Source organism: Pandoraea oxalativorans (assembly GCF_000972785.3).
GTDB lineage: Bacteria > Pseudomonadota > Gammaproteobacteria > Burkholderiales > Burkholderiaceae > Pandoraea > Pandoraea oxalativorans.
The window spans coordinates 553,848-569,028 of the sequence record NZ_CP011253.3 but is presented as its reverse complement, the minus strand read 5'-3'; the positions used below and the strand labels follow the sequence as shown (position 1 = coordinate 569,028).

The following is a 15,181-nucleotide window of genomic DNA, read 5'->3' as shown; positions in this document are numbered from 1 at the left end:
CGGAGGCAGCGACAAATTGCCACACGACACTGCGATTCCCAGTCGACGGAACATCGCCGACACCCAAGCCCCGTGAAGCCCCGAGAGGTTCGCGGGGCTTTTTTATGGTTCATTGAGCATTACCGGGGAAGGCGGCGCGGATTTTGAGGAAGAAGTATTCCTGGTCTCGGTAGCCGTAGGCGCGCCGCTTAATGACCTTGATAGTGTTGTTAATGCCCTCAACGATGCTGGTGTTTAGACGATGTCGGCATCTGGCCAGGATGCCATGCAGATAGCCTTTCAGACGCTGAGCGAAGGTGTTCAAGGGGGCTATTCCGCTTTGCTCGGCCTGCTCGCACCAGTGGTGCCAGGCTTGTTTTGCCCAGGCAGGTCTTCGGTAGAACCAGAGCCGCTTGAGTTCGTCCCTCAGGACATAGACCGTCAGCAGCGGCTGGTTGGCTTGCAGCAATTCGTCGAGCCGGACGGCCTGCTGCCGGTCTAGCTTGTCGCGGTTGCGCAATAACAGCCAGCGGCTCGATTTGATGACCCGGCGCGCGGGACGGTCCTGGCGCAGTTGGTTGGCCTGATCCACGCGCACCCGATCAATGACCTCTCGTCCGTACTTGGCCACGACATGGAACAAGTCATAGACGATCTCCGCCCGTGGGCAGTGGGCCTGGATTTCTAACTCGTAGGCCGTAGTCATGTCGATGGCTACGGCCTTGATGCGTTGGGCGACCCCACGCGGCAATTGCTCGAAGAACGCCCGAGCCGTCTCGCGTGAGCGTCCTGGGCCGATCCACAGCACCTGCCTGCTGATCGGATCGACGACTACCGTCGCGTACCGATGCCCTTTATGCAGGGCGAACTCGTCCATCGCTAAATACTCGATCCTGGACCAATCCGGTTCGCGCACTGACGCTCGGAGCCGGGCCTTGTCCAGCGTCTTGACGGTATGCCAACCCAGCTCGAAGAACCTCGCCACCGCCTGCACGTTGCTCGATTGCAGCAATTGGCTGCAGGCCGCCGCAAGCCGATCCGTCACCCGCTGGTAGCGACCCAGCCAAGTAAGCCGCTCCAGGCGCGGGCCACCGCATTGCTCACACAACAAGCGCCGGCGTGGAACATGAAGAACAACCCGGTACTCAAATAACGGCAGATCTCGCACCCGGCGCACCGTGGTCTCATGGACCTGGCGACATCGTGCGCCGCACTGCTCGCACAGCATCACCTTGGCGGTTGGCTTCAAATAGATCGACAGCGTGCGCCCTGTGCCCTCGGGCCACTCCACGCGTTCGACGGCATAGCCCTGCCAGCCTCCCAGCGACTCCAGCAGCTTGCGATCCAGCATCTCCACGCACTCCTGATGGCAAATTCCTGCCATCAAGAGTACGAAAACTTGTCAAATCCCTCCACGCTATTGCGCGATGAACCTTTTTTATTGGACTTCGAAAGTTCATCCGCCATCTGATCGCGACTTGATGCATCGCAAGGTCTGCGACCGAGGCCGTCGATAGAATCGGCTCGTACGTAGCCATGCTGCGTGCGAAGGACGGCCCGGGGGCCGTTCGCCGCGCAGGACCCTTGTCTCGAATCCGCTTCTCATCCGTCGTTGCCCGCAACGGCAGATCCGCATCGAACCAGCGTCATCTGCGTGTCATCCGCCCCCGTGCGCTGCGGTTTGACATTTTCAAGCGATAAGGCAAAATGCGCCGAAAGTCGACGCTGTTCCTGACAACACGACTTTCGACGCCAGGAGCCGTCACGGATGGACACCCACTCTCCTAGCAGTCCGAAGCCTCACGCCACGGCCTCACCGGCAGCAGCGGCCGCCACGGGCCTCGTCGCCTGGACGATCCGTCGCTGGCGCACCCGCCCTTCCCGTTTTGCGCTCGAAATCCTGATCGTTCTCGCGATCAAGGTAGTACTCCTGTTCATTCTGAAGCACGCGTTCTTCGACGCTCCGATGGCCAGGCACATGCAGTTGCCGCCGGACGTCGTGGCCCGCGCCCTGATCGGGCCGCAGGCCGTCGAAGTGCAGTCCCCCACCAAAAATCAAGGTGTCCGCCATGATCAGTAGCGAAGTCGTCGACCTCTCGCGCTTGCAGTTCGCCATAACGGCGCTGTATCACTTCCTGTTCGTCCCGCTCACACTGGGCCTGTCGTGGCTGCTCGTCATCATGGAATCGGTCTACGTGATGACCGGCAAGCAGATCTACAAGGACATGACCCAGTTCTGGGGCAAGCTCTTCCTGATCAACTTCGCGATGGGCGTGACCACGGGTCTCACGCTCGAATTCCAGTTCGGCACCAACTGGGCCTACTACTCGCATTACGTCGGCGACATCTTCGGTGTGCCGCTCGCGATCGAGGGGTTGATGGCCTTCTTCCTCGAAGCCACGTTCGTGGGCCTGTTCTTCTTCGGATGGAACAAGCTCTCGCGCATCGGCCACCTCGCCACCACCTTCGCGGTGGCGCTCGGCTCGAACCTCTCGGCGTTGTGGATTCTCGTGGCCAACGGCTGGATGAACAATCCGATCGGGGCGCGCTTCAACTACGAGACCATGCGCATGGAGCTGAGCAGCATCTGGGAAGTGGTGTTCAACCCGGTCGCCCAGGTGAAGTTCGTACACACGCTCTCGGCCGGTTATGTGACCGCCGCCATGTTCGTGCTCGGCATCTCCGCGTGGTACCTGCTCAAGCGCCGCGACGTGCCGTTCGCCCTGCGCTCGTTCGCGGTCGCGGCGGGCTTCGGTCTGGCGTCCACGCTGTCGGTCATCGTGCTGGGCGACGAATCGGGCTACACCACGGGTGAAGTGCAAAAGGTGAAACTCGCGGCCATCGAAGCGGAATGGGAGACGGCCAAGCCGCCGGCATCGTTCACGCTGTTCGGCCTGCCGAATCAGAAGGAGCAACGTACCGACTACGCGGTGAAGATTCCCTGGGCGATGGGTCTGATCGCTACGCGCTCGGTCGACACGCCGGTCATCGGCCTGACGCAATTGCGCGACGAGCATAAGGACAACATCAAGCGCGGCATGATCGCCTTCGCGGCGCTCGAAAAGCTGCGGGGCGGCGATACGTCGCCAGCGGTGCGCGCCGAGTTCGACAAGTACAAGGACGACCTCGGCTACGGCCTGCTGCTCAAGAAGTACACGCCGAACGTCGTCGACGCCACACCGGAACAGATCCTGATGGCGGCCAACGACACGATCCCGCCGGTGGCGCCCGTGTTCTGGTCGTTCCGCATCATGGTCGGCCTCGGCTTCCTGTTCCTCTTCACGTTCCTGTGGGCGTTCTGGCTGTGTGCGCGACGCCGTCTGCTCAAGCCGCGCTCGGCGTGGTTCCTGCGCTGGTGCGTGTGGGCGATTCCGCTGCCGTGGCTCGCTGCCGAGTTCGGCTGGATCGTCGCTGAAATGGGGCGTCAGCCGTGGACCATCGCCGGTATTCTGCCGACGCATCTCTCCACGTCGTCGCTGTCTGCCACCGATCTGTACATGAGCCTCGCGGGCTTCATCATCTTCTACACCGCGCTGCTCATCATTGAGATGTTCCTGATGGTGAAGTACGTCAAGCTCGGCCCGTCGTCGCTGCACACCGGCCGCTATCACTTCGAGACGGAAGGGTCGGGCGGGGCCGCGATAGCGAGCGACCGTCCGGCAACTTCGGTCTGATCGTCAGGGAGACACACATCATGATGATCGATTACACCGTACTCAAGCTGATCTGGTGGGTGCTGGTCGGCGTTCTGCTGATCGGCTTCGCCTTCTTCGACGGCTTCGACATGGGCACCGGCACGCTGCTGCCCTTCCTCGGCAAGACCGACGCGGAACGACGCGTCATCATCAACACCGTCGCCACGACGTGGGAGGGCAATCAGGTCTGGTTCGTGACGGCAGGCGGCGCGATGTTCGCCGCGTGGCCGCTCGTCTACGCCGCGGCCTTCTCGGGGCTGTACTGGGCGCTGCTGCTCGTGCTCTTCGCATTGTTCCTGCGACCGGTCGGCTTCGACTATCGCAACAAGTTGCCCAGCGCGCGCTGGCGCAACTCGTGGGACTGGGCGTTGTTCGTCGGCAGCACGGTGCCGTCGCTGGTGTTCGGTGTGGCCTTCGGCAACCTGCTGCTCGGCCTGCCGTTCTCGTTCGACAACACCCTGCGCTCGACCTACACCGGGTCGTTCTGGGCCCTGCTCAACCCGTTCGCGCTGCTGTGCGGACTGGTCAGCCTGCTGATGCTGGTCACGCACGGTGCAGCGCACCTTCGCATGAAGGCCGATCCGCTCGTGGCCGAGCGCGCCGGGCGCATCATGCGTCTCACCGCATTAGGCACGCTGCTGCTGTTCCTTGTGGCCGGGGTGCTGGTCGCCACGCACGTCGATGGCTTCGCCATCACGCAGATGGGCGCGACCGACTCGCCCGCCAACCCGCTGATGAAGCAGGTCACCACCGGCCCCGGCTTGTGGCTCACGAACTACCACACCTACCCGTGGATGATCGCCGCGCCGGTCGTCGCTTGTCTGTGCGCGTTGCTCGCCGCCCTGCTCGCCACGAGCCGTGCGTATGCGTGGACGTTCGTCGTCACCGGGCTGATGATCGCGGGCATCATCCTCACCGCCGGCTTCTCGATGTTCCCGTTCGTCATGCCCTCGGCCACCGCGCCGGGCAGCAGCCTCACGGTCTGGGACGCCACGTCGAGCCAGCTCACGCTGCAAATCATGCTCATCGCCGTCATCGTCTTCCTGCCCATCATCCTGCTCTACACCGGCTGGGTGTACCGCGTGATCCGTGGGCGCGTAACGATCGAGACGGTCAACGACAACCCGCACACGATGTACTGATCAAGGAGTCGCGACATGTGGTACTTCTCTTGGATTCTCGGCCTTGGCCTCGCGCTCGCGTTCGGCATCATCAACGTGATGTGGTTCGAAGCGCACGACGACCTCGAACGTCGTAGTCAGGAAGGCAGTTGAGCCTGACGACGCCGGGCCCCACAGGTCGGCGTCGTGGTGAACGCAGAAACGAAAATCGCGCCTCTGGAGGCGCGATTTTTTTATTACGGTGCGACGGATCGAAGCTTTAGCTCAGCAACGTCTTCAGATCCTTGGCCATCGCATCGACCGGCTCGTCCGGACGCATGAACAAACGCAGTTGCCCGTTCGGATCGAAGACGTAAATCCCTGCCGTGTGATCGATGGTGTAGTTGTTGGGCGTCGACCCTTCCACCTTGTTGACCACCACGCGGAACGATTTGGTGATTTCCTTGAGCGCGGCGTCGTCCGCAGGACGCAGCCCCACGAACGCCGGATTGAACGCGGGCACGTACTGGCCCATCAGCTCGGCCGAATCGCGCTGGGGATCGACCGTCACGAACAGCACCTGCACGCGCTGGGCGTCGTCCGCCCCTAGCTTTTGCATCACCTGATTGAGTTCCGCCATCGTGGTCGGGCAGACGTCCGGGCAGTGTGTGTAGCCGAAGAACATCACCACGGCTTTACCTTTGTAATCGGCGAGCGTGCGCGTCTTGCCCTGCGGGTCCTGCAACGAGAAGTCCTTGGCGACTTCCTTGTTGCCGGTGATGTCGAGGCTCGTGAACGTCGGCCCTTCCTTACCGCAGGCGGCGAGAAGCACCGTCAGCCCCATCAGCAACATCGCACGGCGCAACCAAATGACAGCAAGATTCATGAACGAATGACCCCAGAACGTATGGAAAAAACGCCTTCGGAAAACACAACAGGCGCGCCGGCGAAGAATACCGTAACGCGCCTGTCGTCGTGACTCAGCCTGTGACGGGCCAAGGCCCCGGAGGTTCAGCCCAGCAGGTAGATCTGCACGTAATGGTCGACCAGCAGCGCCGCGAACAGCAGCGAGAGGTAGACGATCGAATAGCGGAACATCGAGCGCGAAAGCTCATCGGAATACTTGCGCCACAGCTTCACCGCGTAACCGAGGAAGATCCCCGAGAGCACCACCGCGGACACAAGATACAGATAGCCGCTCATGCGGTGCGCGAACGGCAGCAGCGACACGGCAAACAGCACGACGCTGTACAACAGAATCTGCAGGCGCGTGTACTTCTCGCCGTGCGTGATCGGCAGCATCGGCAGCCCCGAATTCACGTAGTCCTGACGACGGTAAAGCGCGAGCGCCCAGAAGTGCGGCGGCGTCCAGACGAAGATGATGAGCACCAGAATCCATGCATCGGCAGGCACTGCGCCGGTCGCGGCGGCCCAGCCGAGGGCCGGGGGCATCGCGCCCGCCGCGCCGCCGATCACGATGTTCTGCGGCGTCGAAGGCTTGAGGATGATGGTGTAGATGAGCGCATAGCCGACGAACGTGCCGAGCGTCAGCCACATCGTCAGGGGATTCGTGAACGTGTAGAGCACCACCATGCCCGCAGCACCCAGCATCGTCGAGAAGACGATGATCTGCCACGGTGCGATCTCGCCGCGGGCCGACGGACGCCACGCAGTGCGGCGCATGAGCGCGTCGACGCGTTGCTCGATCAGGCAATTCACGGCGAAGGCCGATCCGGCGAGCAGCCAGATGCCGATGGTGCCGCCGATCAGCACCTGCCACGGCACCATGCCGCGCGTGGACAGGAACATGCCGATCACGGCACAGAAGACGGCGAGCTGCGTCACGCGGGGCTTGGTCAGCGCCCAGTATTGCGCGATACGGCTAGCCGGCGGATGGGGAAGGGTCGTGCTTTTCATACACTCTGAAGGCAATGCGCTACGCCGGGCCAGACGGGGCGCCGAGCGGTGCGGCAGCCGGCTCCGCTGCGGAGAAAGGCTTCTGGCGGGCCGGGACGTCTGCCTGATCGATCAGGCTGGCCGCAATGGGCGCCGCTGCGACTAGGCGGGCGGCACGAATGCGGTAGTTTAACATGACAAGCAAAAGCAGCAGGACCGCCGCGCCGCCGTTGTGGGCGATGGCATTGAGCAGTGGCCACTGGAAAACGATGTTCGACAATCCCGTCGCGAATTGCACGAGCACCAGTAGGAATACCAGAATCGAGAGCCTTCTGAGCGCGGCATGACGTCGCAGGCGGCTCGCCAGCCACGCCAGATACAGCACCACGACCACGGCAAACGTCCGGTGCACCCAGTGGATCGCCACGAGGGCGTCCATCGGAATCACCTCGCCACCCGCCGTCTTGCCCAGTTCTCGCCATAGCTTGAATCCGTTATGGAAGTCCATCGACGGCATCCACTGACCCTGACACGTCGGGAAGTCGGTGCATGCCAATACAGCGTAGTTGGTGCTTACCCATCCGCCAAGGGCAATCTGTAAGACGAGCAACGCCAGCCCGATCAGCGCCGCCCACCGCCAGCGCAAGGCCCCGGCGTCGGCCGCCACGCTCGCCAGCGGCATCTGTCGGCATGCCAGCCAAGCCAGCGACCCCAGCAAAGTGAGCGCCAACATCAAGTGAATGGAGACGATCACCGGTTGCAGCTTCATCGTGACGGTCCACGCCCCGAACGCGCCCTGCACGCACACGAGGACCAGCAGCCAGGTGGCCAGCCACGGCGATTGCTTCAGTTCGCGGCGCTTGACCCATGCCATCACCATCAGGGTGATGATGAGCACGCCCACGGCCATCGCGAAATACCGGTGGATCATCTCGATCCACGCCTTGACGAAGGTCACCGGGCCGCTGGGCAACATCACCTGCGCGGCGTGGATGTCCGCATGCGCGGCGAACGGCGACGACGTGCCATAGCACCCCGGCCAGTCGGGGCATCCGAGGCCCGAATCCGTCAGACGCGTGAAGCCGCCGAACATGATCAGATCGAGCGTGAGAAAGGTCGTCACCCAGGCCAGTTTGCGGTACTTGTTCGCGTCGCGGCGCAGCACCACCCAGCCGAGCGGCAGCACCGCGATACACAGGCCGATGAAGCCCAGTTCCAGAAGGTAAAGCATCGGTTTTACGTCGGTTCTTCAACATGTCCGGGGCGCACGCGCGCCCCGGGGCCATTCGTTTCAATCGTCGTGCGAGGAACGTTCTCTCGCCCGATCAACCGGTCCCCGACCACTTCAGCAGTCGCGACAGATCGCTCTTGATCTTGCCCGGATCGGCGTTCTTCGGGAACGCCATCATCAGGTTGCCCAGCGGGTCGACCAGATAGATGTGATCGCGCAGGCCGGTGCCGTCCTGCGTCGGCAGCCACGAGGCGAGTGCGACGGGATCGGCACGCAGACGGCGCGTGTCGGGGTAGGCGTCGTCGATTTGTTGCGTCACCTTCGAGGCGTCCGTCACCAGCCACAGCGTTTCGACCCGCGTACGCTCGTTGCCCTGCAGGACGCGGATCTGCCGCATGTAAAACAGCTTGCTGACGCAATTCTCGTCACACGTGGCGGTGTCGGCGCTGATCATGAGCCATTTGCCCTTGAGCGACGACAGCGGCAGGTTCTCGCCCGTTTCGTCGTCGTGCACGACGAGCGCTGGCAACGGACGCTGAGGCTCGATCAACTTGCCGTAGGCGGACGTCCCGCCCTGCGGCTTGAAGACGTAGTACATCAGATACGCCGCCACGGCTGGCGCCGCGCACACCACGAAGAGCAGCACCAGCATGCGCCTCGCGCGGCGTCGTTGCACCGGGTCGACGGCGGGACTTCCACTCCGATCCGTACTCACATTTGCACTCATGTTCGCCTTATGCGTGATTTGTGCGCGTCTTATGCCCGCGTGAATTTGTTTGTCGTCGTCGCCATGCGACGGCCGCGCCGATAGGCCAGACGCAGTCCCAGCAGCGCCAGAATCAGCGACATGCCGAACCATTGCGCCATATAACCATAGTTGCGATCCGCGCCGCTTGCCGGTTGCGGCCAGTCGCGCAGCAGGTGATCGCCCGTGTCGTTCGTCTGCATGATGACGAACGGTTGCAGCGGCAGCGACGTCTCACGCGCATATTCCGCCACATCGAGATTCTGTCGAATCGAGAGGCCCGCCGCCGAGCCACCATGCCCGAGTTCGAAGGCGCGAGACGGGTCGGGCATGGCAAGGCCTTCGATCGTGATATCGCCTGCGGGCGTCGCATACGGCATGATCGACGCGCGGTCGCGCAGGTCGCGCGGCAGCCACCCGCGATTGACCAGCACGACGTGATCGGGCGTGACCTGCAACGCCATCACCACATAGAAGCCGGGCAACTCGTTACGCGGACGGTTGTCGAGATACACCACGCGATTGCGCAGGAACCGGCCGGTGACGCGCACGCGCCGATGGCCCACGTCGTCCAGCGAATAGGACTGCGCGCCCAGCGCGACGACCGGCGCGCGCGCCGCCTGCTCGATCTGCGCCTGACGTGCCAGACGCATCTGTGCACGCTGGTACTGCCACACGCCGAGTGCTGCGGTGAGCATCACGCCCAGCAGAATCAGCACGGCCGGCACAGGCCGCATGCCGCGCAAGAGAGTTTTCAACACGTCCATTCCTTGTCCGGCTGCCGCCCGATGTTGCGCAACACGGGTTGTCCACACTGCATTGCAGCGTGCCAGCGCGTGTGCCTTGCCCGATAATGACGAATTCCCGTCATCGGACAGATCATGCGCATCATCGTTGCCATCGCCTTCGTCCTGATTCTCGGCAGTCTGGCGTCCGCATTGTTTTTCATGATGCGGGACAAGGGCCGATCGAACCGCACCGTGCAATCGCTGATGGTGCGCGTCGGCCTGTCGGTGACGCTGTTCCTGCTCATCCTGTTCGCCAACTGGATGGGCTGGATTCACAGCACGGGCATACGATACTGAGTCCCGCGCCAGGCACATGCGGCAAATCGCCGCACCCCATCCCTGCCACGCTGCTTTACTCCGAATAAGGTCTGCCGACGTTCATGGCGGCGGCGCAATGCCGTCACCGCCGGTGTCGCGCCGTTCGTGCGACATAAGGCCGCATCCAAATGGAAACGCCGCCGGAATCCGGCGGCGTCCCCTGGCGTGTTCCGATGCGCGCGTCAGAGCCAGTAGACCACGACGTACAGCCCCAGCCACACCACGTCCACAAAGTGCCAGTACCACGCCGCGCCTTCGAAACCGAAGTGATGATCCGGCGTGAAGTGGCCCTTCATCAGGCGCACCAGCATCACGGAGAGCATGATCGCGCCCAGCATCACGTGGAAGCCGTGGAAGCCCGTGAGCAGGAAGAAGGTCGATCCGTACACGCCCGAGGTCAGCTTGAGGTTCAGTTCGGTGTAGGCATGGTGATATTCGTACGCCTGGAAGCCGAGGAACACGAAGCCGAGCACGACGGTCGCGAACAGCCAGAAGATCGCGCTGCCACGATGGTTCGCACGCAGTGCGTGGTGCGAGATCGTAAGCGTGACGCCCGAGGTCAGCAGCAGTGCCGTGTTGAGCGTCGGGATCGGCCAGGGGCCCATCGTCTCGAACGCGTCGACCACACCGGCCGGGCCGGTGTTCGGCCACACGGCGCTGAAGTCGGGCCACAGCAGCTTGTTATCGAGGTCGCCGAGCCACGGCATGGCCAGCGTGCGTGCGTAGAACAGCGCGCCGAAGAATGCCGCGAAGAACATCACTTCGGAGAAGATGAACCAGCTCATGCCCCAGCGGTAGGACACGTCGATGCGCTTGCTGTACAGGCCACCCTCCGACTCGGCGATGGAATCGCCGAACCAGCTACGCAGCACCCACAGCACCCACAGCAGGCCGGCCAGCGCCGTCCACGGGGCCCACGATAGTCCATTGACCCATGCCGCGGCCGAGCCGAGCACCACCAGCAGGCCGACACTGCAGCTCACCGGGTGGCGCGAGGGGGCCGGCACGAAGTAGTACGGCGCCGTTTGGTGTTGACCACTCATTCTTATCTCTCCAGGCTTGGTTCTCTTTGTCTGTACCAATCACGTCGCGAGCCGGATGGCGAGCTTCGCCAGAAACACCAGCGCCACAACGAACAGGATGCCCCCGATCAACCCCGCCGCGATCAGATGCACAGGGTTGAGCTGTGCCATGTCGCGGTCGTGATCACGCCCCTTGCGCACACCGAAAAACGACCAGAACACCGCACCGATGGTCTGGAAGAAAGACAGCTTGCGCCGGGTCGCCTCCTTCAGGTCATCCATTGCCGCCCTTGCCTCCCCTTATCGAATCTGCGGTTCCTGCGCTCACCTCGCCAACCTGGGCGCCCGCCGGGGCGTCCGCACGTTGATTGGCGTCGTTCTTGCCGAGATCGAAAAAAGTATAGGACAGCGTGATCGTATTCACATCTTTGGGCAGCTTCGTGTCGACTACGAACACCACCGGAAACTCTTTGGCCTCTCCGGCCCTGAGCGTTTGCTGCGTGAAGCAGAAACACTCGATCTTCTTGAAGTAGCTCGCCGCCTGAGCGGGCGCGTAGCTCGGAATCGCCTGCGCGCGGACTTCATGCGGTTGCTGATTCGCCACTTCGTATTCGATGGTCGCGATCTCCCCCGGATGCACCGTCAGGCTGCTCTTCGCCGGTTTGAAGCGTAGCGGTCCCTGCGCATTGGCGTCGAACTCGACGGTGATCGTGCGGCTCTCGTCGACCTGCGAATTGCGTGCGCTGATCTCGGTCGTGCGATCGCCCAACTGGTTGATGCCCACGAGATCGCAGAACGCGCGGTAGAACGGCACCATCGCGTACCCGAATCCGAACATCGCCGCGACCAGCAGCAAGAGCTTGCTGAAAGTGCGCACGTTGAGGCGTCGCATGCCGGCCATCAGATACCGCCCAACAATTTGGTCTTGATCATCACGCCGATGAAGAACACCAGTACCACCGAGCCGAGAATCAGCCCGGTGCGCAGATTTCTCGCCCGCTGTTCAGGACTGAGTGCCATGTTCAATGCACCTTCGGCGGCGTCTCGAACGTGTGGAACGGCGCCGGGCTCGGCACGGTCCACTCCAAACCTTCCGCGCCGTCCCACGGCTTGGCTTCGGCCGCCTTACCGCCACGCCACGTCGGAATCGCCACCCAGAAGAGGAAGTACACCTGCATCAGGCCGAAACCGAACGCGCCGATGGTCGCGATCTGGTTGAAGTCCGTGAACTGCGCCGGGTAATCGGCGTAGCGACGCGGCATGCCCGCCAGACCCAGGAAGTGCATCGGGAAGAACGTCACGTTGAACGTGATGAGCGAGCCCCAGAAGTGGAACTTGCCGCGCCACTCGTTGTACATGTGGCCCGTCCACTTCGGCACCCAGTAATAGAACCCGGCGAATAGCGCGAAGAGCGAGCCGGCCACTAACACGTAGTGGAAGTGCGCCACCACGTAGTAAGTGCCGTGCATCTGGATGTCGAGCGGAGCGAGCGAGAGAATCAGGCCCGTGAAGCCGCCCATCGTGAACACGAAGAGGAAGCCGACGGAGAAGAGCATCGGCGTCTCGAACGTGAGCGCGCCCTTCCACATCGTGGCGACCCAGTTGAAGACCTTCACGCCTGTGGGCACGGAGATCAGCATCGTCGCGTACATGAAGAACAGCTGGCCGGTCACCGGCATGCCCGTCACGAACATGTGGTGCGCCCACACCATGAACGACAGAATCGCGATCGACGCCGTGGCGTACACCATCGAGCTATAGCCGAACAGCGGCTTGCGCGAGAACGCCGGAATCACCTGCGACACGATCCCGAACGCCGGCAGAATCATGATGTACACCTCCGGGTGTCCGAAGAACCAGAAGATGTGCTGATACATGACCGGGTCGCCGCCGCCCGCTGCGTTGAAGAACGACGTACCGAAGTGACGGTCCGTGAGCAGCATCGTAATCGCACCGGCAAGCACCGGCATCACGGCGATGAGCAGGTAAGCGGTGATGAGCCACGTCCACACGAACATCGGCATCTTCATCAGCGTCATGCCCGGTGCGCGCATGTTCAGAATCGTAACGATGATGTTGATCGCGCCCATGATCGACGACGCGCCCAGAATGTGCGCCCCGAAGATCGCCAGATCCTGACCGGGTCCCATCTGCACCGACAGCGGTGCGTACATCGTCCAGCCGGCTGCGGTCGCACCGCCCGGCACGAGGAACGACGAGATCAGCAGCAGACCGCCCACCGGCAGCAGCCAGAAGCTGAAGTTGTTCATGCGCGCGAACGCCATGTCCGATGCACCGATTTGCAGCGGGATCATCCAGTTCGCGAATCCCACGAACGCCGGCATGATCGCGCCGAAAATCATCACCAGCCCGTGCATGGTGGTGAGCTGGTTGAAGAACTCCGGACGAATGAACTGCAGGCCCGGCTCGAACAATTCCGCACGGATCATCAACGCCATCACGCCGCCCGAGAGCAGCATGACGAACGAGAAGATCATGTACAACGTGCCGATGTCCTTGTGATTCGTCGCGAACAGCCAGCGACGCCATCCGTGCGGATGGTCGTGCGCGTGATCGTCGTGACCCGCCACGTGATCGTGAGCGATGGAACTCATACCCAATCTCCTTGCTTCGAACTGGTCGAACGACTTAACTGTTCTTCGCTGCGTCGGCCGCGGCACCGGCGGCATTCGCCGACTTGTTGCCGCGTGCTTCGCGCACCTGTGTCGGCTGAATCACGTCGCCGGTCTTGTTGCTCCACGAGTTGCGCTCGAACGTGATGACGGCCGCAAGCTCCACATCGTTCAGATGCGACCAGTTCGGCATCGCATTCTTGCCATGCAGCACGATGCTGATGTGATCGGCCACCGGGCCCGTCACGATCTTGCCGCCGTCGAGCGCCGGGAACGCACCGCCACCCTTGCCGTTCGGCTGGTGGCACACCGCGCAATTCGAGGCGTAGACCTTCTGACCGCGCTCCATCAGTTCCTGCACGGTGTAGGTCTTGTTCGGGTCGTCTGCCGAGGCCGCCATCTGCTTCTTCTGCGTATCGACCCACTTGTTGTAATCGTCTTCCGAGACCACCTTCACGACGACCGGCATGAACGCGTGTTCCTTACCGCACAGCTCGGTACAGAAGCCACGGTACTCGCCGACCTTCTCCGCCTTGAACCAGGTGTCGCGTACGAAGCCCGGAATGGCGTCCTGCTTGATACCGAACGCCGGCACGTAGAACGAGTGGATGACGTCGTTGGCCGTAGTGATCAGACGCACCTTCTTGTTGACCGGCACGACCATCGGGTTGTCGACTTCCTGCAGGTACGTGTTGCTCTTCGGCTCGGTGCCGTCGATCTGGCTGCGCGGCGTGGTGAGCGTCGAGAGGAACTTGATGCCCTCGCCTTCGCCCTTGAGGTAGTCGTAGCCCCACTTCCACTGATAGCCGGTCACCTTGATGGTGATGTCGGCGTTGGTGGTGTCCTTCATGGCCACGACGGTCTTCGTGGCGGGCAACGCCATCAGAATCACGATGATGAACGGCACGACCGTCCAGATCACCTCTACCGTGGTGCTTTCATGGAAATTTGCAGGCTGATGGCCCTTGGATTTGCGGTGCTTGAAGATCGAGTAGAACATCACGCCGAACACAGCGATGAAGATCACCAGACAGATGATCAGCATCATGGTGTGCAGGCTGTGAAGCTCTTGCGCTAGTTTCGTGACTGGCGGCTGGAAGTTGAGCTCGTTGACGGCCGGCCCCCCCGGCATGTCTGCAACGCCCGCCGCAATGGCCGGAGCGCCGGCGAGCAGTGAGGCGCCCGCAAGGAAAGCCGCCAAGGCGTGTTTCGTTTTTTTCATAGCTTCCTTACCCAAAATTACCATCCAAATCCTCCCTGGCGGTCGCCCGAGATCGTCTCCATCTCTCTCAGGCCTGTTGGGCAAGACAACGGCGCAGCTCGCGCGCAAACGTTTCGCGGCGATGCGGCGCAAGATAGGCACCGACAGTGACCGAGCAACTGCCCGAGCGCAAGACGATGCGCATTCGCGGCGGCTTCTCGATGTCGATGCGTACCCAGCGGGGATTGAACTCGAACTGCGTCAACCTCTGTGCTGAACGTTGCTCGACCACAAGGCTCACGGGCGACAACCTAATGACCTCGTAATCTGTGGCATGCCGGGCATGAATGACGAACGCAACGCCCACCACGAGCAAGTCCAGGCCTGTGAACGGCAAGACCAACCACCCACCGCGCCACGCCGCAATCAAGGCAACACCCAGTGAGACGGCGGCCAACGACAGGTAGAACAGGACAAACTGGCGCGGCGATATCGCGCAGTTGCGCTTATGCGTCCATTCCTTCATCGCCGAACCGTCTCCGGTCTCGGAAGAAGAGGCTGCGAGCATCGCCG

At 62.3% G+C, this 15,181-nt stretch carries 17 protein-coding genes and 1 pseudogene; 5 read left to right on the top strand and 13 right to left on the bottom strand.

The window, feature by feature from the left end:
- Window positions 1-109 precede the first annotated feature (109 nt).
- Complete coding sequence (locus MB84_RS02640) at window positions 110-1,330, bottom strand: ISL3 family transposase (protein ID WP_046289972.1); 1,221 nt, start codon at window positions 1,328-1,330, stop codon at window positions 110-112.
- Window positions 1,331-1,747: 417 nt separating this feature from the next.
- On the opposite strand from MB84_RS02640, the gene cydP reads away from it, so the two are divergent.
- The 4 genes from cydP to cydX are packed head-to-tail and all read left to right on the top strand — an operon-like array spanning window position 1,748 to window position 4,948.
- The gene (gene cydP, locus MB84_RS02635; protein ID WP_052652893.1) at window positions 1,748-2,059 is read left to right on the top strand and encodes a cytochrome oxidase putative small subunit CydP; all 312 of its coding nucleotides are present in this window, start codon (window positions 1,748-1,750) and stop codon (window positions 2,057-2,059) included.
- Window positions 2,049-3,653: a cytochrome ubiquinol oxidase subunit I gene (locus MB84_RS02630; protein ID WP_046290650.1), complete on the top strand. Its 1,605-nt coding sequence runs from the start codon at window positions 2,049-2,051 to the stop codon at window positions 3,651-3,653. Before cydP ends, MB84_RS02630 begins: the two co-directional genes overlap by 11 nt.
- A gap of 26 nt (window positions 3,654-3,679) precedes the next feature.
- On the top strand, window positions 3,680-4,816 hold the full coding sequence (cydB, locus tag MB84_RS02625; protein WP_046293328.1) for a cytochrome d ubiquinol oxidase subunit II: 1,137 nt from the start codon (window positions 3,680-3,682) through the stop codon (window positions 4,814-4,816).
- 15 nt (window positions 4,817-4,831) lie between these two features.
- Complete coding sequence (gene cydX, locus MB84_RS02620) at window positions 4,832-4,948, top strand: cytochrome bd-I oxidase subunit CydX (RefSeq protein ID WP_042114280.1); 117 nt, start codon at window positions 4,832-4,834, stop codon at window positions 4,946-4,948.
- Between the two features lie 106 nt (window positions 4,949-5,054).
- Here the strand turns inward: cydX and MB84_RS02615 are convergent, their stop codons facing one another.
- The 5 genes from MB84_RS02615 to MB84_RS02595 all read right to left on the bottom strand — a co-directional run bounded on the left by MB84_RS02615 (window position 5,055) and on the right by MB84_RS02595 (window position 9,383).
- Window positions 5,055-5,660, bottom strand: a complete 606-nt coding sequence (locus MB84_RS02615; RefSeq protein ID WP_046290649.1) for an SCO family protein — start codon at window positions 5,658-5,660, stop codon at window positions 5,055-5,057.
- A 125-nt stretch (window positions 5,661-5,785) separates the two neighbouring features.
- The gene (gene cyoE / locus MB84_RS02610) at window positions 5,786-6,691 is read right to left on the bottom strand and encodes a heme o synthase (protein WP_046290648.1); all 906 of its coding nucleotides are present in this window, start codon (window positions 6,689-6,691) and stop codon (window positions 5,786-5,788) included.
- Window positions 6,692-6,710: 19 nt separating this feature from the next.
- Entirely contained in the window at window positions 6,711-7,901 is a 1,191-nt protein-coding gene (locus MB84_RS02605; protein ID WP_046290647.1) for a COX15/CtaA family protein, read from the bottom strand.
- Between the two features lie 94 nt (window positions 7,902-7,995).
- Entirely contained in the window at window positions 7,996-8,628 is a 633-nt protein-coding gene (locus MB84_RS02600) for an SCO family protein (RefSeq protein WP_046290646.1), read from the bottom strand.
- Between the two features lie 29 nt (window positions 8,629-8,657).
- Entirely contained in the window at window positions 8,658-9,383 is a 726-nt protein-coding gene (locus tag MB84_RS02595; protein WP_046293327.1) for an SURF1 family protein, read from the bottom strand.
- Window positions 9,384-9,527: 144 nt separating this feature from the next.
- On the opposite strand from MB84_RS02595, the gene MB84_RS02590 reads away from it, so the two are divergent.
- Window positions 9,528-9,731, top strand: a complete 204-nt coding sequence (locus MB84_RS02590) for a twin transmembrane helix small protein (RefSeq protein WP_039395424.1) — start codon at window positions 9,528-9,530, stop codon at window positions 9,729-9,731.
- A gap of 203 nt (window positions 9,732-9,934) precedes the next feature.
- Here MB84_RS02590 and MB84_RS02585 read toward each other — a convergent pair whose 3' ends face one another.
- The 7 genes and pseudogenes from MB84_RS02585 to MB84_RS02560 form a co-directional block, all read right to left on the bottom strand.
- The gene (locus MB84_RS02585; RefSeq protein ID WP_046290645.1) at window positions 9,935-10,795 is read right to left on the bottom strand and encodes a cytochrome c oxidase subunit 3; all 861 of its coding nucleotides are present in this window, start codon (window positions 10,793-10,795) and stop codon (window positions 9,935-9,937) included.
- A 39-nt stretch (window positions 10,796-10,834) separates the two neighbouring features.
- On the bottom strand, window positions 10,835-11,056 hold the full coding sequence (locus MB84_RS02580) for a DUF2970 domain-containing protein (RefSeq protein ID WP_046290644.1): 222 nt from the start codon (window positions 11,054-11,056) through the stop codon (window positions 10,835-10,837).
- Window positions 11,049-11,675 carry a cytochrome c oxidase assembly protein gene (locus tag MB84_RS02575; protein ID WP_046290643.1) on the bottom strand — a complete coding sequence of 209 codons (627 nt, stop codon included), beginning with the start codon at window positions 11,673-11,675 and terminating at the stop codon, window positions 11,049-11,051. Before MB84_RS02575 ends, MB84_RS02580 begins: the two co-directional genes overlap by 8 nt.
- Window positions 11,675-11,794, bottom strand: coding sequence for a cytochrome oxidase small assembly protein (locus MB84_RS30685; RefSeq protein ID WP_211279338.1), 120 nt, complete (start codon window positions 11,792-11,794; stop codon window positions 11,675-11,677). The genes MB84_RS02575 and MB84_RS30685 overlap by 1 nt, the downstream gene beginning before the upstream one ends.
- A gap of 2 nt (window positions 11,795-11,796) precedes the next feature.
- Complete coding sequence (gene ctaD / locus MB84_RS02570; protein ID WP_046290642.1) at window positions 11,797-13,389, bottom strand: cytochrome c oxidase subunit I; 1,593 nt, start codon at window positions 13,387-13,389, stop codon at window positions 11,797-11,799.
- Window positions 13,390-13,426: 37 nt separating this feature from the next.
- A pseudogene (gene coxB / locus MB84_RS02565) lies at window positions 13,427-14,653 on the bottom strand (cytochrome c oxidase subunit II); the annotation flags it as partial.
- 43 nt (window positions 14,654-14,696) lie between these two features.
- Window positions 14,697-15,176: a DUF2244 domain-containing protein gene (locus MB84_RS02560; protein ID WP_046290640.1), complete on the bottom strand. Its 480-nt coding sequence runs from the start codon at window positions 15,174-15,176 to the stop codon at window positions 14,697-14,699.
- Window positions 15,177-15,181: the final 5 nt, after the last annotated feature.